The organism is Nitrospira sp., assembly GCA_024760545.1.
Classification (GTDB): Bacteria; Nitrospirota; Nitrospiria; order Nitrospirales; family Nitrospiraceae; genus Nitrospira_D.
The window spans coordinates 646,240-663,995 of the sequence record CP060501.1 but is presented as its reverse complement, the minus strand read 5'-3'; the positions used below and the strand labels follow the sequence as shown (position 1 = coordinate 663,995).

Below are 17,756 nucleotides of genomic sequence, written 5' to 3'. Positions count from 1 at the left end.
CTACCCCGTCTTCTTCTGCGGCTCCAGCAATTTGTCGCCTTTTCTGAACACGGCGTAGATCGCCTGCGATGGACAGGCGTCGAGGCAAAGCCGGCAACTTTCTAGACAGCGCGATGGATCGAACTTGTAGGGCGGCGTCGAGAGCCACGCGCTGGTCGGGCAGATCGGTACGCATACGGCCTGGTGAATGCAGCGGTCGGGATGGCGGACAAGGTGATCACGAATGACCAACATGGGTTTGACTCCTTCAAAGAGGCCTTGCGAAAAGATCTCGAACATGTTCTTCTTCGGTAGACTGCTCACTTCCATTCCTTTACGAGTTCTTTGAGCCGATCCTTGAGCTCAGGAATTTGCGCCAGATTATTTTGAATCGCGCCCAAAATCTTTTCCAGCCGTGCGGTTCTCAGCGCTTCCTTGTCCTTCCTGGCTAATTGATCATACTCTGCAAAAGCCGCTTGGTGGGCCGGTTCAAGTTGGGCACGAGCATCAACAAGGGCTTGTCCAACCGCCCAGGGCTCGGGTGTGAGCGGAGGGACGATCGTGAAGGAGGCATCAGTAAACACGACTACCGCGGCGCCCGGTTTGCCTGTCAGCGGGATGACGGCACGAATGGTCTTACCTTCGCAGGCGTTCCAGTTCAGCACCAACCCGGGAAACTGTTGAGCGAAGGCCACTTTTTCCATGTTGGCCTTCCATTTGTCTTCGGTGGGCATGGAAGTGCAGCAGAAGAGTGCTAGAGTCTCTTAAGTGGTGCCAACTGTTCTGGAATCGGGTGATCAGGCATGAGCAATCGGGTTACGATTTCCCCCTTCATGACATGCCGTTCCATGATTTCTGTGACATCTGCTTCTGTACCGACCCAGTACCACACTCCCTCGGGATAGACCACCACACTAGGGCCGAGTTCGCAATGGTCGAGGCAGCCGGCCTTATTGGCACGAACGAGACCTTTGATATTCAATCGCTTGGTTTCGTTCTTGAAGTGCGCATGAAGTTTTTCCGAGCCCAAATTTGCGCAACAACCACGCGGATCGTCCTTCGGACGCTGGTTGGTACAGACGAAGATATGTCGTTGAAAAGGTGGCATAAGGAAGCCGGTTATGCCGGCATGGTGAGGGTATTGAGTCGTTCCATCAGGAGCGTGACATCGTGACCGCTTAAAAAGGGAGACTGTTGTTGGGGTGCGCTCAGGATAGTTCGAATTTCCTGTAACCGTAACGAGGCCCGTCGGAACTCGTCACCCCGTGAAAGCTCCGACCCTTGGCCGGCGCGTAGTTTTTCGAATTCGGTGCGGATATCGCGAAAGTCCCGTTGCAGGTTTTTGTGCATCGAGCAAGGGGTACAATACCATTTCGGATTTTGATCCGCTGACGGCGACAAACGATCGTAGGGGCGGCCGAAAAAATCCTTCCCCAGTGAAAACTTTGTAAGCGGTCCGCCAGCGGATCCACAGGCCTGACACGATTCGTTCCAAGAGTCCATGTCTACCCTCCATAGGCGATTCGCAAAGTCTCATCTTACAACAAGACTTTCAGGACTGTCCACGGGCGCGAAGGCGGGTAGTGGGGTGATAGCGTGTTGCTCAAAGCTTGGCTAATCGGCCTCATTGTGCTGATCGGCATATTCGGTATGCATGGGAGTGTTATCGCCCAACTTATTTGCCATGAACAGGCTGAGTTCCATGGATGGAGGGATAGAATGACAGAATTTGGTCGTATGAAGATGTCTAAAAATATCGGTATAAGTGATCCTCCCATACAGATAGAATCTGAATTCAGTGCCTATAATGGCCTTGGCCACTTCATCGGGAGAAAAATACCTGACAGCCTGGGCCACGCCGAAGCAGTCCTTATGGTGCTGGTAAAGACTTATTTTACTGGGGGGCGGGATTGGCAGTTCGGGAAACGCAAAAAATGGCGGGAGTGGGTAAGGGAAAATATCCAAAACCCCATTATCAATCAGGTCATAAGCGGGAGTTTGCCCATGATTAATCATGGAAAATCTAAATTTGAGATCGTGAGGCCCGATAAGGTTAGCTGGTATTGCAGAAACATAGGCCCTCAGTTGTCTCCTGCTCGCATCCTCAGCACCACTTACGAGGTCTTTAGTAGCCAGCCAAAGAAGCAAAGTAGCCCCTGCGAGCAGAAGCTCTATTCCATGTTCTTCCCACCATTCCCACGGGTTGTATTGGTGATAATCGCTTGCATCGGTGGATGGTTTTGTATTCGTCGGGGAGATAAATACTTGGCCATGGGGAGCTGTTTCTCTGGCAGATTGCTTGCCGGTTGTGGCTATTTGATGTGGGGTGGTGCTCTGTTGGTTTGGTTTATCAGTCGTTTCCCCTGGAGTTGGTGTCTGCCCATATGACAGGGTGCTACCCGCAAGAATCAAACAGACCAATAAGGTCCACAAGATATAACCGCCTCATTTCGTTGTTTGGATCAGTTCAGAGATTGTCCAAACATGATCAGTCAAATTCGATTGCATAGCCGGAGTGACCCGCAAAGTCTGGTGCACTCGGCAGAAGTTATAATACGCGAATTGGAGGGCATATGCCCACCGGAGATTGTCCCATTTTTTTGAGAACGCATTGGTGAGACGGGTCATTCTCCGCATGCTCATTCGCAGCGTCAGGTTTTGTCGTTCAACGTGTGAAGTGGTGGCTCGGCGCAAATCAGGATTGCCGAATGCCTTCTTCTTTTCACAGCCAATACAGGTGCTGGGAGAATAGCGGGACTGCCCCTCAGGAATACTGCGATAGATCTTAATAACCTGAGCAAAATCCACGTGCCGAGCGCCCAGACTTTCGACAATCGCATCCTCATATAGCGGAAACCCATCGGTCGTAATTTGGAAGTTGCCCTCAGTGGCATGGGCTAGTTTCTCTGTGAAGGCGACCGTGTGAGGGAAGTTCCGTAGACCGAGATGCCAGGCAAGAATGAGCTTGGTATGCCGCTCCATGCCAATGAAGCACCAGGCATCGCCAATGCCCTGTTTCGTGCTCTTCTTCTGTGCCTTGGTCTTGGCTTTCATTCCGACATAGCCCCAAATCTCATCACAGCTCACATCCTTGACCTGAATCCCTCGAATACGCTCAGTCATGAGCCCTTCACAGCGCTCGCCGACAAGTGCTAGCAACGTCAGAATGGTGCGCTTTTCAACGCCCGTGATGCGCTCAGTGGTGCGGACTGAACACCCTTCGACAAGGTGCTGAATCACGGATATCGCTTTTTCGATAGGCAAACGCATGTCATCTAACGGTCGCTTATGAGGTTCAAGGAACGTTTTCTTACAGTCCAGGCATCTAAACCGCTGTAAGCCTTTTCTGTCTTTCCCGAATTTCTTTGCTGGTGCGTTGCAGGTTGGGCAGGTCATGTTCGCTCCCTCCATCTAGCAACACACTATACATATTTTGATCAAGCATGTCAAGCAGGCATACTTCACCCTTGGCAGCTATGAGAAAACTGCCGTCCTAAACCCATGTTGCAAAAGTAATCGGGTTGAGGGATAATACGACTACTGTTTTAGGCTCACCAAGGGGCTCTTCCTCCTGCCGGTCAAAGTAGAGGGAAGGCCCCTTTGTTTTTCTTATTACGGCTTCCAGGCTGGGTGAGCGGCATCAAGGAAGCTACGATTTAATAATTTCAATATACGCATAGCGACCTCCTTCTTGATCATCCCTTCCATGACCTAAGAGCTTTTGGATCAGTACATAACAGTACTGTGACGTACCATGATCATTGGAAAAGCGAAAGAGGTGCTAATGTCCGTAGCTGGTAGGGATATTCACAGCCCCACTGGTTTATGACTTCCAGCGTGCCTTAGCGGCTTTCTTGGCTATTTTGGTCTTTGCTGTAGCGGAGAGTTTCTCTGCCCTCGCCTTGCCGCCCTTCTTGCCACCCTTACGGCCAGCCTTCACACGGTAGGATAACTTCTCTGGCGGTCCAGCTAGAGGCCTTGGAGTGCCATCACGCTCGGCATCACGAGCGATTAACTCTTGTAATGCGCTGTATGCGCTTTCGTTCTCGTCTTTCTTCTTTGGCATGTTTGCAGTATGCCATGGTTCATCATAGATTACACGCGGTCAGCAACACAGTATGACCCCACTACCCGAAGGCGCTGGGCGAAGCGTATCGTCCTGTGACGAGGTATAATGACTCGATGAACTCACCTGGCGCAACGTCGAGAGGGGAATCGCTATGATTATCGGCATCCCGAAAGAGATCAAGGACCAAGAACATCGCGTCAGTCTTACGCCAGACGGAGCAGCGGCATTGCGCCAGAGTGGACATGACGTGTGGGTTGAACCGTCCGCCGGTCAAGGCAGCGGATTTAGTGATGACGAATACCGTAAGGCCGGGGCGATCATCGCACGCTCAAAACACGAGATATTCGAGAAAGCAGAGATGATTGTGAAGGTCAAGGAACCGCTGCTCTCCGAATGTTCGCTCTTTCGACCGGGACAAGTGTTGTTTACCTATCTGCATTTGGCGTCTCTTCCGGAACTGACGAAAGTCTTGATGGCAACGAAAATTACGGCGATTGCTCGTGAGACGGTTGAAGCTGCAGACGGCAGCTTACCGATGTTGAAGCCGATGAGTGAAATTGCCGGTCGGCTGGCGGTACAAATCGGAGCACAGTATTTGGAACGCTCATACGGAGGCCGAGGGGTGTTGTTGAGTGGTGTGCCTGGTGTCGAGCCGGGAAAGGTTGTGGTGCTCGGAGCCGGAGTCGCCGGCACGTCGGCGGTACGGATTGCCGTCGGCATGGGGGCGCAAGTGACCGTACTTGATTTGAATGTTCAACGGCTGCAAGAGCTCGACGATCTCTATCGAGGCCGAATTATTACCCGGATCTCAACGCAGGCCGCCGTCGAGGAAACAGTGGTGCAAGGGGACGTGGTCGTCGGTGCCGTGCTCGTGCATGGTGCACGCGCGCCCAAGGTAGTGGACCGAGCGTTGGTTGCACGGATGCAACCCGGGGCTGTGATCGTTGATATTGCAGTCGATCAAGGAGGGTGTTTTGAAACGACACGACCGACGACGCACTCAGAACCAGTCTACGTGGTGGATGGTGTGACACACTATTGCGTGACGAACATGCCCGGCATTGTTCCCCGAACGGCGACCTTTGCCTTGACCAATGCGACCCTGCCCTATATAGTGCGCTTCGCTTCTGATGGTGTCGATCGAGCCATCCGTTCGGATTCTGGGCTGGCTCGTGGTGTGAATGTGATGGATGGGAAAGTGACCTGCCAGGCTGTGGCCGAAGCGCATGGGTTGCATTTCACTCCCATCCTGTAAGACAATCAGACCCTTAGTTTCCAACGATTCATTGATGTCGGGGCGTAGCGCAGCCCGGTAGCGCACTGCGTTCGGGACGCAGGGGTCGGAGGTTCAAATCCTCTCGCCCCGACCAAACCAAGCTTGCTCGACCCGGAGCCTAGTTCTTCCATTGGGGCGACGGGATAGAAACCACACGTGACCTAGGCGCTGGATCGAAAGTCCAATCTTCTTACCCCGACCATCGTGCTTGCTCGTGCCGCGTGCTATTCATCGTTGTATCGTTACAATCGCACGCGGATAATTCCCTCCAGTGGGATTCCGTTTCGTGCTCGACCTGTAGCCTATTTCTTCCATTGAGGCGACGGGATAGAAACTACACGTGACCTAGGCACCGGGTCGAAGGTCAAATCTTCTCGCACCCACTATAGAGCGTGCTCGTACGCCGGCTCTTTATCGTTAATGGCGCGGACAACCCCCTACCAGTTTCGCTTTGATCAAGAATCCGCTTCGTGTAAGTCAGCGCCTATTCGTCGCAGCATCGCATTAAGATACTGGAGAGGCATAATTTACAAATCCTTTATCTCTTTGACGAACCAATCGCGTGCCTTACCGTTTCTCCATGGTGGCATGTGTCGCGGTTTCGCCGTAGTGGCCGCGTCATGGCTTTGAACGCAACCGTGGCGAGAAGATGCACGCGTAGAAATTGTAAAACACGTGACGCATCTGAAGAGGTGTGAGAATATCCGCTGGGCGGACTAGTGAATAGCCGGTAGCGCCCATATCCTTGGGAAAGCCAGATGATGCCATCGGCCGATGATCCGCCGGTTCGGGCACACATTCTCGTGCATGGTCGTGTGCAGGGTGTCGGTTTTCGGGCGTTTGCGTCACGGGTAGCGAGAGGACTTGAGCTGTCGGGCGGCGTCCGTAATCTCGACGACGGCCGGGTTGAGTTGGAAGTCGAAGGTAAGAAGACCGTGATCGAAGCGCTGATACGTGAACTGCGAAGCGGGCCTCCCGCCTCGCGGGTGACGAAGATTGACACGGAGTGGAGTGCGGCAACTGGGCGGCATTTGAATTTCAGCATTTGGTATTAGGGAACGAGGGATCATGGGTCGGCAGCACGACGAAGAGTCCGAGTTGAGTGAAGCTCGGAGGCACACTGTCGACGATCTGGGGGCCTCAGAACCCGGGAATGCGGCGGCCCAGAGCGAACGGGACACAGGTCGATCGGAGGGGCTTGATACGCTCAAGAGTTACCTCCGGGAGGTTCGCCGATCGACCCTGCTCACATTTAAGCAAGAACAGCAGCTCGGGAAACGGGTGATGGCCGGCGATGAGCAAGCCCGTCAACAGATGATCGAATCGAATTTACGGCTTGTGATCAGTATCGGAAAGCGCTACATGCATCGAGGGTTTCCGTTTTCCGACATCGTCGAAGAAGGTAATTTAGGCCTGATCAAAGCGGTCGAAAAGTTTAATTACAAGCGGGGCTTCCGGTTCAGTACCTATGCCTCCTGGTGGATCAGGCAATACATCGAACGGGCCATTATCAATCAAGGGAAGCTGGTGCGCCTCCCGGTACACGTGGTGGAACGCCTCAATCGGTACCTGAATCGTGCCGAACAATTGGTACAGGAGCTGGGACGAGATCCGAGGGCGGCGGAAGTGGCCGCGAAGATGAAGACCTCGGAAGAAGAAGTCTTGGACCTGAAGCAGTTGATACGAACCACCTGTTCGCTCGACAGCCCGCTCAACGACCGCACCGACACCTTCCTGCGCGATGTGATTGAAGATCCGGTTGGGCTGTCACCCGACGAGACTGCAGATGGAGTGCGTCGAAGAACGGAGCTGATGGCTTGGGTGAGGGAGTTGCCTGAGAAAGAGCAAACTGTTATTGTGTCACGGTTCGGGCTCGATGGAGACGAAGCGAAGACGCTGGAGGAAATCGGCCGTACCATGGGGTTGACCCGAGAGCGGGTCCGACAAATCGAGATGGCCGCGTTAGTTCGTCTTCGCAACACCATCGAGCGAAAAACGATGACACAAGCAGATCTGCTCTAATCTCGTGACCGCCGTCAACTATCAAGCGCTCATTCGTGAAGTGCCGGACTTTCCGAAGCCCGGCATTCTGTTCTATGACATCACCACACTGCTGAAAAGTCCTCCCGCCGTTCAAAGTCTTGCCGACGAATTGACGACGCGGTATCAGGGTCGTGGCATCACCAAGGTCCTCGGTATCGAGTCCAGGGGGTTTATTTTTGGAGGGATCCTCGCGGCGCGTCTCGGCGCCGGATTTGTCCCCGTTCGCAAGCCGGGAAAATTGCCTGCCGATTGCTATGAAGTGAAGTATAGCCTTGAATATGGAAACAACAGCCTCGCGGTGCATCGTGACGCGGTTGAAATCGGAGAGCAGGTATTGATCGTCGATGATCTGCTGGCGACCGGAGGAACTGCTGAAGCGACGATCCACCTCGTTCGCCAGTTGGGGGGCATGATCGTTGGGCTCGATTTTCTGGTTGAGCTGAAGAGTTTGAACGGACGCGAAAAGCTCGCCGGCTATGACGTCCACTCAACCATCACGTATCCCTAGGCAGTTTCATTGGTCTCTTCATCGCCACTTGTTCCAAGGGTACCGGGCGTGGTATAGAAGCCGGACCTTTTCGACCCTCCAACCATCTATTTTCGGAGTGGACCTTCTATGGCGACGAAAACACAGACGAAAAAAAAGGATGTGGTGAAGACGAAGCCGGTAGCACCCAGCCTCAAGAAGCCGCAACCGGTCGGTTCCAGTACGAGTTCAGCGGCTAAGACGGCCACCGAGGTCGAGATAGAGACGCCCATACGGCCCAAGGAAACCGCCAAAGAGCGAGAAGCGAGGGAGCAGCGACAGGAAGTGCTCCATAAAATGCTTCTTGGTAAACGACAAGAGATCATTAAGGAGATTGAAGAAAGCCTGGGGCAATCTCTGACCGAGGACCAGCAGCGGCGTTTGGAATCAGCGCGTGACGTCGGGGACCAGGCTTTGATGGATCTTGAGCGCGAACTGGGTATCTCCTTAATGGAGATGCGCAACCGCCGGCGACAATCGATCGACGAAGCGCTCACGCGTCTGCACGAAGGAACATATGGCATTTGTGCAGAATGCGGTGTCGAGGTCAGTGAGAAGCGACTCCAAGCGGTTCCTTTCGCCAAGCTGTGCGTGGAGTGCCAATCGCGCGCGGAACTGCTGGAGAAAATCGAACGCGAAGAAGATCGCGACTAGCTCCGAAGACGTTCTCCTCACGGTATCCTGCATTGCCTTCTCTCCCTCGCATGCACGGGTCTAGCACCGGACGAGCGGTCGTTCTCGCCAGCGGCGGACTGGACTCCACTGTCGCAGCGGCCGTTGCACGGCAAGATGGCTACACGCTTTATCTGTTGACCATCGCCTACCGGCAGCGGCATAGTGTGGAGATTGAGCGGGCGAGACAGGTGGCAACAGCCCTGCAGGCTCAACAGCATGTGGTGGTGGACGTCGATTTGCGGACAATCGGAGGATCAGCCCTCACCGACGATCTTCCGGTTCCGAAATACGAGAGTGAATCTGAACGGAGCAAGGACGTTCCCATTACCTACGTGCCAGGACGAAACTTGATCTTTCTCTCGCTGGCGGCCGCCCATGCGGAAGTGCTGGGAGCCTCGGTCATCTATTTTGGCGCCAATGTGATCGACTATGCCGGATATCCCGATTGCCGTCCGGAGTTCATCAAGGCTGTGGAAGCGGCCATTCAGGCTGGAACAAAGGCAGGTATGACGGGCAAGCATATTGAAATCCGTGCTCCGCTGCTTAGAATGAGCAAGACCGAGATTATTCAACTCGGCATGACTTTAAACGTTCCCTTTCATCTGACGCATAGCTGCTATGACCCTGTCGGTTCGCTTGCGTGTGGGCGATGCGATAGCTGCCTCGTGCGCAGGCGGGGATTTGCGGAAGCAGGAGTTGTAGATCCGGTTCCCTATGCGGTATGTTGACGAAGCGATGGCTCGAATAACTGATCCGGTCGTATGAAATCGTCACGGATGATATGGGTGAGCACGGTTCTGCTGATGCTCGGTACAACACCGGCATGCAGCCAGAATGGGGGGGAACCGAAGGTCACGGGAACTGTCGCTTCCGCTCCCGCCGAATTGCGTAACGGAGAGCAGAAATTCAACGCCAACTGTTCGATCTGCCACGGGGTCGGGGGAGTCGGTACTACCCAAGGCCCACCGCTGGTCCACAAAGTGTATGAGCCCAATCATCACGGTGATGCGGCCTTTCAGCGAGCAGCAGCCAATGGCGTGAAGTCTCACCATTGGCAATTCGGAGACATGCCAAAGATCACCACCGTCGTGCCCGACGACGTGGATCATATCGTGAAATACGTTCGCTGGCTGCAGAAACAGGCCGGCATCTTCTAGCTTCTCACCTCGCGTTTCCTCAGCGTCTCGGCTTACCTCATCGGTTCACGGTTTCGTCCGTCAAGAACGAGATGGCATGATGATCGTTATATTTCGCGATGACGTTAACCCCCCTAAACCAGGGTTCAGCTGATGTCTTTCCTTGTCGATTACCAGGGCTTGGGAAGACGAATCCTCGAGCGAACAAAGTTCACTGGGGGACTTCCGAGTCGCTTCTCAGGCTCAGCCGGTTCATTCTTCTATCCATGAACTATCGTCACCTGGGAGGATTGAAATGCTGAAGTATGCTTTGTGCGCTCTGGCAGCGTTCCTCATCGTGATAGGGGTGGTGCCTAATGAAGGATGGTCGGAACAAACCTCTTCGACATTACACCGAAGTCTCCAAGGCGTCATCGTTGATAAAGCCGGCTCGCCTGCCGTGAAAGTACCTGACGGCACGGTGTACCCCTTGAATAAGAACCGTGCACTTCGACATGGCCATGAGCTGCCCAAAGTTGGTGAGGAAGTGACCGTCGTCCTTGATGAAAACAATGCGGTGCTTGAGGTTCATCCGAAGGGAACGGAATCGAAGCATCGGTTTATCACCGGGGATGTGGTAGCCGTGGGACTTCGACAAGGAACCATTACGTTGAAGACGCCGGAAGGAGAACAATCGTTCCCGCTTGAAAAGCGAGAATTGTCGGCCTCTATTCGCGATGGAGCGACGGTAACGGCGGAAATCAACGAAGTGGGGAGTGTTATTGATCTGCACCCTGCGGAGCACAGGCAGTTACAGCCTGGAGAAACAAGCACTCCGATCAACCGATCGCACTAGCGCGACCATGAGCGATCGGCTACTAGCGTGCGCTCATCGTAAAGCGAACAACACGAGGTTGGCCTGAATTCAGGAGTTCTCTGGTCGAGCAGTCTCTCCTCACCGGCGCTTCGGTGTCCATTTCTTCGCTCGTGTTTCCGCTTCAGCGATCTGTTCGGCGGTCATCTGCGTAGCCAGTGCATTGCGCGCTTCGGCCGCTCGTTTCTCACCGTATGCGGCCGAGAGGTTGTACCACATGTGTGCGTCGATGAAATTCTGAGGGACGCCGCGTCCTCGCTCATACATCATCCCCAGCTTTGCAAATGCCAACGCATTTCGTTGTTCGGCGGCTTTCTGAAACCAATACAGCGCCATGGGATCACTGAAGGGGGCGCCTTGCCCAAGAGAGTAGAGTGTTCCGAGGTTGACTTGCGCGTCGGCATGCCCTTGGTCCGCGGCTTTCTTAAACCAATCCTTGGCTTCGAAATGGTTTTGCGGAAGACCGCGTCCTTCGCTATAGAGCAGGCCTAATTGATTTTGGGCATCAGGATTTCCGCTCTGCGCGCGTTTGAGTATTTCGCTCACCGCCGATCCGCCAATGAGCGGTTGAGGTGGAGTAGGGGGTGGCGCAGTGCAGCTTGAGACGAGAGATGACACCAAGAGGAGTCCTACAAGAGCAACAAACTGGTAGGGCAGCGGCCGGTGAAACATTCTGACGATTGTTACCAGATTAATACCTGCTGGTCGGCTAGCGGGCCACAAAAAACCATCCTACTCAGCCAAAGGCCGTGAGTTCAAGAAAGAATTTCGGGTAGGAAGTGTGTTGGAGGGAAGTTATGGGTATCACGATGCGTGGGACAGGCTCCTTGGCTGCTAGGAGGAGTTGAATGACGTGAGAGACCTCACATTGTGGATTCCGACAGACGCTTCGGCGCGGTGTTTGGACTGGAGAGATCCTTGGGTTATCGTTCTTCAGGCGCATCCTGCGCTTTCGGTTTCCAATTCCGAGCCAGGAATTGTCCCTGGGCGACTTGAGTCGGCGTCATATCGCGGGCCAGTCGGTCTCGCCACTTCGCACCCTCCTCATGCCCATTGGCTGCCGCCAGGTTATACCACTGGTAGGCTTGTACGACATCTTTGGGGACACCTCGAGCTTTTTCATAATGGGTTGCGATAAGAAACATCGCAGCTCCATGTCCATGATCTGCAGCCAGGCGGCACCACCGGAAGGCTTCCTGATAGTCCTGCGGCATCCCAAGGCCCTTGTCCGACAGCACGCAGAGTCTGTAGAAGGCGTCCGGATGCCGCTGCATCGCCGCCATGCGATACCACCGAACGGCTTCTCGGTGGTCCCGAGGCAAGGCGTTCTCGTATTGCAAACCGAGGTGGTATTGGTCCTGGGCACTTCCTTGCTCCCCCACAGACTGAAACCCATCGATACGTGTCACAGATTCGTGCACATCCACGTAGGGTGATTTAGGCGGATCGATACATCCCGGTAGTGTGCTGAAGATGGCTAACGTGATGAGATAACGTAAGCCGGTGGTCATGACATCTCCTTTGTTGCGATCAGTCTGGCTGGATGCCTTCCCGACAGTCAATCAGCAAAGTATCAAAGTCTACTGTAGCACATGTCACACGCTAGGTGGCGAGAGCTCTTGATCGAGATCGGGATTTCATCTCATCCTTGCGCTATTCTCGGCACCACTTATACTGCCTAGGTATGCTATTTAATTTACTTAGGAGGATTATATGAGGGTGCTCGTTTGCTCAACTCTTCTTCTGGTGTGCATGTTTGGTCATTCGGGGTTAGTCCGAGCGGAGGAAGAGGTTCGGGTCAGGCCGGTTGATGGCTATTCTCAGGTTTCGGTGGCTATGCGTTTCCCTTCAAGACAGACCTCTCATTATCAGGACTCACGCTAAGAGATGTGGAACTTGACAATTCTCCTTCCCTTGGTGCGAAGCTTGGGATGTGGAGCACGGCTCCTCGAAAAACCTTGGGGATAGATGTCGGAGCTGAAATCGACGTGACGTACTTCAGCCCCTATGCCTCCAGCGGACAAGTAGTGTCGTCGAACCTTGGACTTGCCCAGTTGGTAACAACACTTGATTTCCAGGCAATTTACTTTGGTGTCAATGTTCTGGCCCGTTACCCGATGGGAGTTACCTCGGAACTTCCAAACGGACGATGGTTCCCGTTCATCGGGGTGGGTGGAGGAGGGCTTCGACTCACTTTTCAAGTACCTGGAATAACGAACGAAGGTCGGGGCACGGCGCCGGCATTTCAGGGGGTTGGAGGAATGAAAGTGTTTTTAACGAAGCACTTTGCTGCGTTTGCAGAAGGAAAGTTTATACACGCCTCTAACTCGATAGAAGTTCAAGGTGGCCCCCCAATTGATCTAACTCTGAATTCAGTCCATAGCGTTGCGGGACTGTCGTTTCACTTCTACTAATATACTTTAAGGCTGGGAGCATAGGAATTCCGGACCATGTTCCCAGCCAATCCGATACCTCTTCGACAACGCCCTTTCTGATTTGACACCAGTCATCGAGAGTCGTAGCCTGGTGCGCAGTCATGTTGCGCAAATGCCATTCGTTTTCCCATCGGAACGTTCCGTATATGTTTGACGGGAAAAGAATTTTGAGATGCTTGTTATTTATGGGGCTTTTGTCTCTCCTGCCTACGCTGCCGGCTGTGGCTGAGGGGGAATTTTCGCCTTCGTCGATCAAAAAGGGCGTCCTCCTGGTTGCCAGTCCGTCGCTGAGTGATCCCAACTTCCATCAAACCGTCCTGCTTATTATCGAACACGGAGGAAGAGGCACAGTCGGTCTCATTTTGAATCGTTCCACGAACGTACTGGTATCCGAAGTTTTGCCGGACCTCACCGTGCTCAAGGGAACGCGCTACCGATTGTTTGCCGGCGGTCCGGTCGAGCGAACGCAGCTTGTCTTGTTGTTTCGATTGAAGAGCCCGTATCCTGATACGCGATTGATCGTTGATGGAGTCTATGTCGGTACGCCGAGAGTTCTCGAACGCATCATGGCTCAACCTAAATCGTCCGAAACCTTTCGCGCTTTTGCCGGTTTGGCCGGATGGGCACCGGGGCAGCTCGACTATGAAATGCTTCAGGGATCGTGGGGCGTCTTACCATCGGACACCTTCAACATCTTTGATAAGGACCCAGCCACCCTTTGGCCTGACAGTATCACCCGCCTCCAGGCGCCCAGAGCCATTTCCAGTACGCGATCGTCCTGAAGACAATAGGGCTGTTCAAGAGCCCAACAACAAAAATCAGAAGGGATGTGCGCTTATCCCAACTTGCCGAGGCGCGACTGAACAATGCTGATGGCTGCAATAGCGGCAGTCTCTGCCCGCAGGATGTGCTGACCCAGGGTAATCGGTTGGATTTCCGCCTGTTCGGCCGCGAGCATTTCTTCCTTGCTCCAGCCTCCTTCAGGGCCGATTAAAACCAGTATGGAACCAGTCGCATCGTGCGGGAGTTCGATCGTCTGCAAATTGTTCCCATCTCGCCGTTCGGTAAGCATGAGTGTCACGGTATCGGTCACATGGCTTCTCAGAAGTGATATGAGAGAATGTGGTGGAGTGATGGACGGGACTCGCCATTGTTCGGATTGTTGCGCGGCTTCGAGGGCAATGCGTTGCCACCGGGCAAGCTGATGGTCCACACGGTCGGCTTTGAGTTGCACCACGCTATGCCGGCTTTCAATCGGCATGAGTGTATCCACGCCCAGCTCGGCGGCTTTCTGAATCACCCAATCCATCTTTTCGCCTTTGAGGAGCGATTGACCGAGGAATAGGCGCGGGACGCGCCGAGGCGGTTCCTGAATCGTATCGAGAATGCGCCCGGTGAGAGCTCCTTTGGAAACGTCGGTGATCTCCGCACGATATCTGGTGCCTAGCCCATTGCCGAACCACAGGGATTCGCCGATGCTGACGCGCAGGCTGTTCCTGAGATGGGTCAGTAAGTCATCCGTGACTGTTATGGCCGGTGGAGCGATGCACTGGGGGGAAACGAAAAACACAGACATGTGGGACTCTGAAGATCAGGAAGGCCGGGCTACTCGAAAAACGTCTTCATCTTGTCGAAGAAGCCGTCGCCGTTGGCTTCCATGGACATGCCGCTCTCTTTGGCGAACTCTGTCAGCAGCTCCTTCTGCCGGGGAGTCAGTTTAGAAGGAATCTGGACCTTGATCGTATAGATCTGGTCGCCTGTCCCGCCGCCCTTCAGGCTGGGAATACCCAGCCCCTTAATCCGAAGGACCTTGTCGTGCTGGGTACCGGCCGGCACCTTGATGACGGTGTCTCCCTTGAGGGTCGGAACTTCCACTTTCCCACCAAGGACGGCCGTCACAAGACTGATCGGGACGTCGCAGGCGATATCGAGGCCTTTTCGTTGAAAGATCTGATGAGGCTTAACGGTTATGGCCACATAGAGATCGCCGGGTGGACCGCCATTGGGGCCATGCTCTCCTTCATTGGAGAGCCGAAGTCGCATACCGGTTTCAATACCGGCTGGAATTTGCACGGAGATCGTGCGCTCTTTGTATACCCGTTGGCGGCCCTGGCATGTCACGCAAGGCTCCGTCACGAAGTGACCGGTGCCTTCACATTGGCCGCATGGCCGGCTGACGCTGAAGAACCCCTGCTGAAACCGAAGTTGCCCCGCGCCTTTGCAACTGGCGCATGTCTTGATGGCTGCCGCTGACTTCGCCCCGGTCCCCTTACAGTCGATGCAAATTTCCCAACGCGGAATTTTGAGTTTGGCCTCTTTCCCATAGACGGCTTCCTCAAACGTAATCTCGAGGTTGTATTGGAGATCGTTGCCACGCTCAGTTCGAGTTCCCCCTCCTCCTCGAGTTTGGCCGAAAAAGTCTTCGAAAATATCGTTAAAAACGTCTCCAAATCCTCCGCGCCCGAAATCGAATCCGTCGAAGCCGGCCGGACCCTGTTGCGCGCCGGCATGACCGAACATGTCGTAGCGTTTTCGCTTCTCCTGATCGCTCAGCGTTTCATAGGCTTCGTTGATTTCTTTGAATTTTTCTTCAGCGGTCTTCTTATGGTGAGCGTCGGTGTGGAGATCCGGATGGTGCTGGCGGGCGAGTTTTCGATACGCTTTCTTCAGATCGTCTTCAGAGACGTTCCGATCAACACCGAGAGTTTCGTAGTAATCGCGTTTCGACACAGGTGCCATTGTACTGAGCGTCTGGAATGGCCGAGTTCCCGAACGTGCCGGGAACTCGGGCTGTCTGATGCGCTATTTTAGGCTATTTCTTGTCTTTGTCTACTTCTTCAAATTCTGCATCCACGACTTTCTCGTCGGTCTTTGCCCCCTCGGTACTCCCGCCGTCCGCCGTCGCACCCGGTTGCGGACCCGGAGATGCAGCGGCTTTCTTGTACATTTCTTCGGCCAATTTATGCGAGGCAGTCATGAGCGACTGAGTTGCCGATTCGATTGCCTCGGCATCGGTGCCCTCCAGCGCCTTCTTGACGGCTGCAATGGCATCCTGGATCTTGGTCTTTTCCTCAGCGGAAACCTTGTCGCCGTATTCCGTGATGTTTTTTTCTGTTTGATAGACCAGATTATCCGCTTGGTTCTTGGCTTCGGCGAGCTTGCGGCGCTTTTTATCGTCTTCCGTATGCGACTGAGCATCCCGAACGAGGTTCTCAACCTCTTCTTTGCTCAGACCGCTGGAGGCCGTGATCTTGATGGATTGTTCCTTTTGAGTGGCCAAATCCTTAGCTGAGACGTGCACGATGCCGTTGGCATCGATATCGAACGTCACTTCAATTTGCGGCATGCCGCGAGGCGCCGGTGGAATGCCGACCAAGTCGAACTGCCCAAGAAGCTTATTGTCATTGGCCATTTCCCGTTCGCCTTGGAATACCCGGATGGTGACAGCCGTTTGATTATCGGCTGCGGTCGAGAACACTTGGCTCTTCTTGGTTGGAACGGTCGTATTGCGCTCGATCAGTTTGGTGAACACGCCGCCTAGGGTCTCGATGCCCAATGATAAGGGAGTGACATCAAGGAGCAGAACGTCCTTGACCTCTCCTTTGAGGACTCCGCCTTGGATTCCGGCTCCAATGGCAACGACCTCGTCAGGATTGACTCCACGATGCGGTTCCTTCCCAAAGAAGTCCTTGACGACCTGAATCACCTTGGGCATGCGGGTCATGCCGCCGACCAACACGATCTCTTGGATATCCTTGGCGGTGACACCGGCGTCAGACAAGGCCTTGCGGCAGGGTTCGATCGTGCGCTGGACCAAGTCATCTACGAGCTGTTCGAGTTTTGCCCGAGTCAGCTTTGTGACCATATGCTTAGGGCCGCTGGCATCGGCGGTGATGAACGGCAGGTTGATTTCCGTTTCTTGAGACGAGGACAATTCGATTTTAGCCCGTTCCGCCGATTCTTTCAGGCGTTGGAGTGCCATCCGGTCTTTCCGCAAATCGATGCCTTGGTCTTTCCTGAACTCGTCGACCAGCCAATCCATCACGCGTTGATCGAAGTCATCGCCACCGAGATACGTATCTCCGTTGGTAGATTTCACCTCGAAGACACCTTCGCCGATTTCGAGGACGGAGATGTCGAAGGTCCCGCCGCCCAAATCGTACACGGCGATCCGTTCATCCTTCTTCTTGTCTAGGCCGTATGCGAGGGAGGCCGCCGTCGGTTCGTTGATGATGCGGAGAACGTTCAGACCGGCAATTTGGCCGGCATCTTTTGTCGCTTGACGTTGGCTGTCGTCAAAATAGGCGGGAACCGTGACAACGGCTTCGGTCACTTTCTCACCGAGATAATCTTCGGCCGTCTGCCGCATTTTCTGCAGAATCATGGCTGAGATTTCCGGTGGGCTATAGCGTTTGCCGCGCAATTCCACGTGCGCATCGCCGTTATCGGCCTCGACCACTTTATAAGGAAGCCGTTTCAAGGCCTCTTGAACTTCACGGCTCTTAAACTTACGTCCCATCAGGCGCTTCACCGAGAAGATGGTGTTTTCCGGATTGGTAATGGCTTGCCGTTTTGCGATTTGGCCGACCAGCCGTTCAGTCTTGTCGGTGATGGCCACGACGGAAGGAGTGGTCCGGCTCCCTTCGGCGTTGGCGATCACGACGGGGTCTCCGCCGCTCATAATCGCCACACAAGAGTTGGTGGTCCCGAGATCGATACCGATGACTTTACCCATTGGTGGACTCCTTCCTTCTCGACCAGGTC

At 54.1% G+C, this 17,756-nt stretch carries 22 protein-coding genes and 1 tRNA gene; 11 read left to right on the top strand and 12 right to left on the bottom strand.

The features are described from left to right. From H8K03_03190 to H8K03_03160, 7 genes are all read right to left on the bottom strand, one after another. Entirely contained in the window at nucleotides 1-303 is a 303-nt protein-coding gene (locus H8K03_03190) for a hypothetical protein (GenBank protein UVT20934.1), read from the bottom strand. Continuing rightward, complete coding sequence (locus H8K03_03185) at nucleotides 300-683, bottom strand: hypothetical protein (protein ID UVT20933.1); 384 nt, start codon at nucleotides 681-683, stop codon at nucleotides 300-302. Before H8K03_03185 ends, H8K03_03190 begins: the two co-directional genes overlap by 4 nt. Before the next feature lie 50 nt (nucleotides 684-733). Beyond that, nucleotides 734-1,087 carry a (2Fe-2S) ferredoxin domain-containing protein gene (locus H8K03_03180; protein ID UVT20932.1) on the bottom strand — a complete coding sequence of 118 codons (354 nt, stop codon included), beginning with the start codon at nucleotides 1,085-1,087 and terminating at the stop codon, nucleotides 734-736. Between the two features lie 11 nt (nucleotides 1,088-1,098). Next, complete coding sequence (locus tag H8K03_03175; GenBank protein UVT20931.1) at nucleotides 1,099-1,482, bottom strand: hypothetical protein; 384 nt, start codon at nucleotides 1,480-1,482, stop codon at nucleotides 1,099-1,101. A gap of 111 nt (nucleotides 1,483-1,593) precedes the next feature. Further along, nucleotides 1,594-2,412 (bottom strand): hypothetical protein, encoded by an 819-nt coding sequence (locus H8K03_03170; GenBank protein UVT20930.1) that lies wholly within the window; start codon nucleotides 2,410-2,412, stop codon nucleotides 1,594-1,596. Nucleotides 2,413-2,424: 12 nt separating this feature from the next. Further along, entirely contained in the window at nucleotides 2,425-3,249 is an 825-nt protein-coding gene (locus H8K03_03165) for an IS1 family transposase (GenBank protein ID UVT20929.1), read from the bottom strand. 553 nt (nucleotides 3,250-3,802) lie between these two features. Continuing rightward, on the bottom strand, nucleotides 3,803-4,045 hold the full coding sequence (locus H8K03_03160; protein UVT22575.1) for a histone H1: 243 nt from the start codon (nucleotides 4,043-4,045) through the stop codon (nucleotides 3,803-3,805). 154 nt (nucleotides 4,046-4,199) lie between these two features. Between H8K03_03160 and ald the strand changes: the two genes are divergently transcribed. The 9 genes from ald (at nucleotide 4,200) to H8K03_03115 (ending at nucleotide 10,539) form a co-directional block, all read left to right on the top strand. Beyond that, nucleotides 4,200-5,303 (top strand): alanine dehydrogenase, encoded by a 1,104-nt coding sequence (gene ald / locus H8K03_03155; GenBank protein ID UVT20928.1) that lies wholly within the window; start codon nucleotides 4,200-4,202, stop codon nucleotides 5,301-5,303. Nucleotides 5,304-5,341: 38 nt separating this feature from the next. Further along, nucleotides 5,342-5,418 (top strand) — tRNA-Pro (locus H8K03_03150). 667 nt (nucleotides 5,419-6,085) lie between these two features. Further along, complete coding sequence (locus H8K03_03145) at nucleotides 6,086-6,379, top strand: acylphosphatase (protein ID UVT22364.1); 294 nt, start codon at nucleotides 6,086-6,088, stop codon at nucleotides 6,377-6,379. A gap of 13 nt (nucleotides 6,380-6,392) precedes the next feature. After that, nucleotides 6,393-7,346: a sigma-70 family RNA polymerase sigma factor gene (locus H8K03_03140; protein ID UVT20927.1), complete on the top strand. Its 954-nt coding sequence runs from the start codon at nucleotides 6,393-6,395 to the stop codon at nucleotides 7,344-7,346. A 4-nt stretch (nucleotides 7,347-7,350) separates the two neighbouring features. Next, the gene (locus H8K03_03135) at nucleotides 7,351-7,875 is read left to right on the top strand and encodes an adenine phosphoribosyltransferase (GenBank protein UVT20926.1); all 525 of its coding nucleotides are present in this window, start codon (nucleotides 7,351-7,353) and stop codon (nucleotides 7,873-7,875) included. Nucleotides 7,876-7,983: 108 nt separating this feature from the next. Next, nucleotides 7,984-8,547: a TraR/DksA C4-type zinc finger protein gene (locus tag H8K03_03130; GenBank protein UVT20925.1), complete on the top strand. Its 564-nt coding sequence runs from the start codon at nucleotides 7,984-7,986 to the stop codon at nucleotides 8,545-8,547. A gap of 50 nt (nucleotides 8,548-8,597) precedes the next feature. Next, nucleotides 8,598-9,296 (top strand): 7-cyano-7-deazaguanine synthase QueC, encoded by a 699-nt coding sequence (gene queC, locus H8K03_03125; GenBank protein ID UVT20924.1) that lies wholly within the window; start codon nucleotides 8,598-8,600, stop codon nucleotides 9,294-9,296. Between the two features lie 33 nt (nucleotides 9,297-9,329). Then, a complete protein-coding gene (locus tag H8K03_03120; protein ID UVT20923.1) occupies nucleotides 9,330-9,725 on the top strand; it encodes a cytochrome c in 396 nt (131 codons plus the stop codon). 274 nt (nucleotides 9,726-9,999) lie between these two features. Next, entirely contained in the window at nucleotides 10,000-10,539 is a 540-nt protein-coding gene (locus tag H8K03_03115; GenBank protein ID UVT20922.1) for a hypothetical protein, read from the top strand. Between the two features lie 99 nt (nucleotides 10,540-10,638). Here H8K03_03115 and H8K03_03110 read toward each other — a convergent pair whose 3' ends face one another. Both H8K03_03110 and H8K03_03105 read right to left on the bottom strand, forming a co-directional pair. Next, nucleotides 10,639-11,103, bottom strand: a complete 465-nt coding sequence (locus tag H8K03_03110) for a sel1 repeat family protein (GenBank protein ID UVT20921.1) — start codon at nucleotides 11,101-11,103, stop codon at nucleotides 10,639-10,641. A gap of 377 nt (nucleotides 11,104-11,480) precedes the next feature. Then, complete coding sequence (locus H8K03_03105; protein ID UVT20920.1) at nucleotides 11,481-12,068, bottom strand: sel1 repeat family protein; 588 nt, start codon at nucleotides 12,066-12,068, stop codon at nucleotides 11,481-11,483. A 378-nt stretch (nucleotides 12,069-12,446) separates the two neighbouring features. On the opposite strand from H8K03_03105, the gene H8K03_03100 reads away from it, so the two are divergent. Both H8K03_03100 and H8K03_03095 read left to right on the top strand, forming a co-directional pair. Next, nucleotides 12,447-12,971: a hypothetical protein gene (locus tag H8K03_03100; GenBank protein UVT20919.1), complete on the top strand. Its 525-nt coding sequence runs from the start codon at nucleotides 12,447-12,449 to the stop codon at nucleotides 12,969-12,971. 206 nt (nucleotides 12,972-13,177) lie between these two features. Further along, the gene (locus tag H8K03_03095) at nucleotides 13,178-13,774 is read left to right on the top strand and encodes a YqgE/AlgH family protein (GenBank protein ID UVT20918.1); all 597 of its coding nucleotides are present in this window, start codon (nucleotides 13,178-13,180) and stop codon (nucleotides 13,772-13,774) included. 53 nt (nucleotides 13,775-13,827) lie between these two features. Here H8K03_03095 and H8K03_03090 read toward each other — a convergent pair whose 3' ends face one another. From H8K03_03090 to dnaK, 3 genes are all read right to left on the bottom strand, one after another. Further along, complete coding sequence (locus tag H8K03_03090; GenBank protein UVT20917.1) at nucleotides 13,828-14,568, bottom strand: 16S rRNA (uracil(1498)-N(3))-methyltransferase; 741 nt, start codon at nucleotides 14,566-14,568, stop codon at nucleotides 13,828-13,830. Between the two features lie 29 nt (nucleotides 14,569-14,597). Then, on the bottom strand, nucleotides 14,598-15,731 hold the full coding sequence (gene dnaJ / locus H8K03_03085; GenBank protein UVT20916.1) for a molecular chaperone DnaJ: 1,134 nt from the start codon (nucleotides 15,729-15,731) through the stop codon (nucleotides 14,598-14,600). 73 nt (nucleotides 15,732-15,804) lie between these two features. Then, nucleotides 15,805-17,727 carry a molecular chaperone DnaK gene (gene dnaK / locus H8K03_03080; GenBank protein UVT20915.1) on the bottom strand — a complete coding sequence of 641 codons (1,923 nt, stop codon included), beginning with the start codon at nucleotides 17,725-17,727 and terminating at the stop codon, nucleotides 15,805-15,807. Nucleotides 17,728-17,756: the final 29 nt, after the last annotated feature.

What these genes read in the sequence shown, in the direction of transcription:
- H8K03_03160 (UVT22575.1), bottom strand. Translation starts at nt 4,045, where the DNA reads ATGCCAAAGAAGAAAGACGAGAACGAAAGCGCATACAGCGCATTACAA.
- ald (UVT20928.1), top strand. Translation starts at nt 4,200, where the DNA reads ATGATTATCGGCATCCCGAAAGAGATCAAGGACCAAGAACATCGCGTC.
- H8K03_03120 (UVT20923.1), top strand. Translation starts at nt 9,330, where the DNA reads ATGAAATCGTCACGGATGATATGGGTGAGCACGGTTCTGCTGATGCTC.
- H8K03_03175 (UVT20931.1), bottom strand. Translation starts at nt 1,482, where the DNA reads ATGGACTCTTGGAACGAATCGTGTCAGGCCTGTGGATCCGCTGGCGGA.
- H8K03_03105 (UVT20920.1), bottom strand. Translation starts at nt 12,068, where the DNA reads ATGACCACCGGCTTACGTTATCTCATCACGTTAGCCATCTTCAGCACA.
- H8K03_03140 (UVT20927.1), top strand. Translation starts at nt 6,393, where the DNA reads ATGGGTCGGCAGCACGACGAAGAGTCCGAGTTGAGTGAAGCTCGGAGG.
- dnaK (UVT20915.1), bottom strand. Translation starts at nt 17,727, where the DNA reads ATGGGTAAAGTCATCGGTATCGATCTCGGGACCACCAACTCTTGTGTG.
- H8K03_03130 (UVT20925.1), top strand. Translation starts at nt 7,984, where the DNA reads ATGGCGACGAAAACACAGACGAAAAAAAAGGATGTGGTGAAGACGAAG.
- H8K03_03115 (UVT20922.1), top strand. Translation starts at nt 10,000, where the DNA reads ATGCTGAAGTATGCTTTGTGCGCTCTGGCAGCGTTCCTCATCGTGATA.
- H8K03_03145 (UVT22364.1), top strand. Translation starts at nt 6,086, where the DNA reads ATGCCATCGGCCGATGATCCGCCGGTTCGGGCACACATTCTCGTGCAT.
- H8K03_03165 (UVT20929.1), bottom strand. Translation starts at nt 3,249, where the DNA reads ATGCGTTTGCCTATCGAAAAAGCGATATCCGTGATTCAGCACCTTGTC.
- H8K03_03185 (UVT20933.1), bottom strand. Translation starts at nt 683, where the DNA reads ATGGAAAAAGTGGCCTTCGCTCAACAGTTTCCCGGGTTGGTGCTGAAC.
- H8K03_03095 (UVT20918.1), top strand. Translation starts at nt 13,178, where the DNA reads ATGGGGCTTTTGTCTCTCCTGCCTACGCTGCCGGCTGTGGCTGAGGGG.
- H8K03_03180 (UVT20932.1), bottom strand. Translation starts at nt 1,087, where the DNA reads ATGCCACCTTTTCAACGACATATCTTCGTCTGTACCAACCAGCGTCCG.
- dnaJ (UVT20916.1), bottom strand. Translation starts at nt 15,731, where the DNA reads ATGGCACCTGTGTCGAAACGCGATTACTACGAAACTCTCGGTGTTGAT.
- queC (UVT20924.1), top strand. Translation starts at nt 8,598, where the DNA reads ATGCACGGGTCTAGCACCGGACGAGCGGTCGTTCTCGCCAGCGGCGGA.
- H8K03_03090 (UVT20917.1), bottom strand. Translation starts at nt 14,568, where the DNA reads ATGTCTGTGTTTTTCGTTTCCCCCCAGTGCATCGCTCCACCGGCCATA.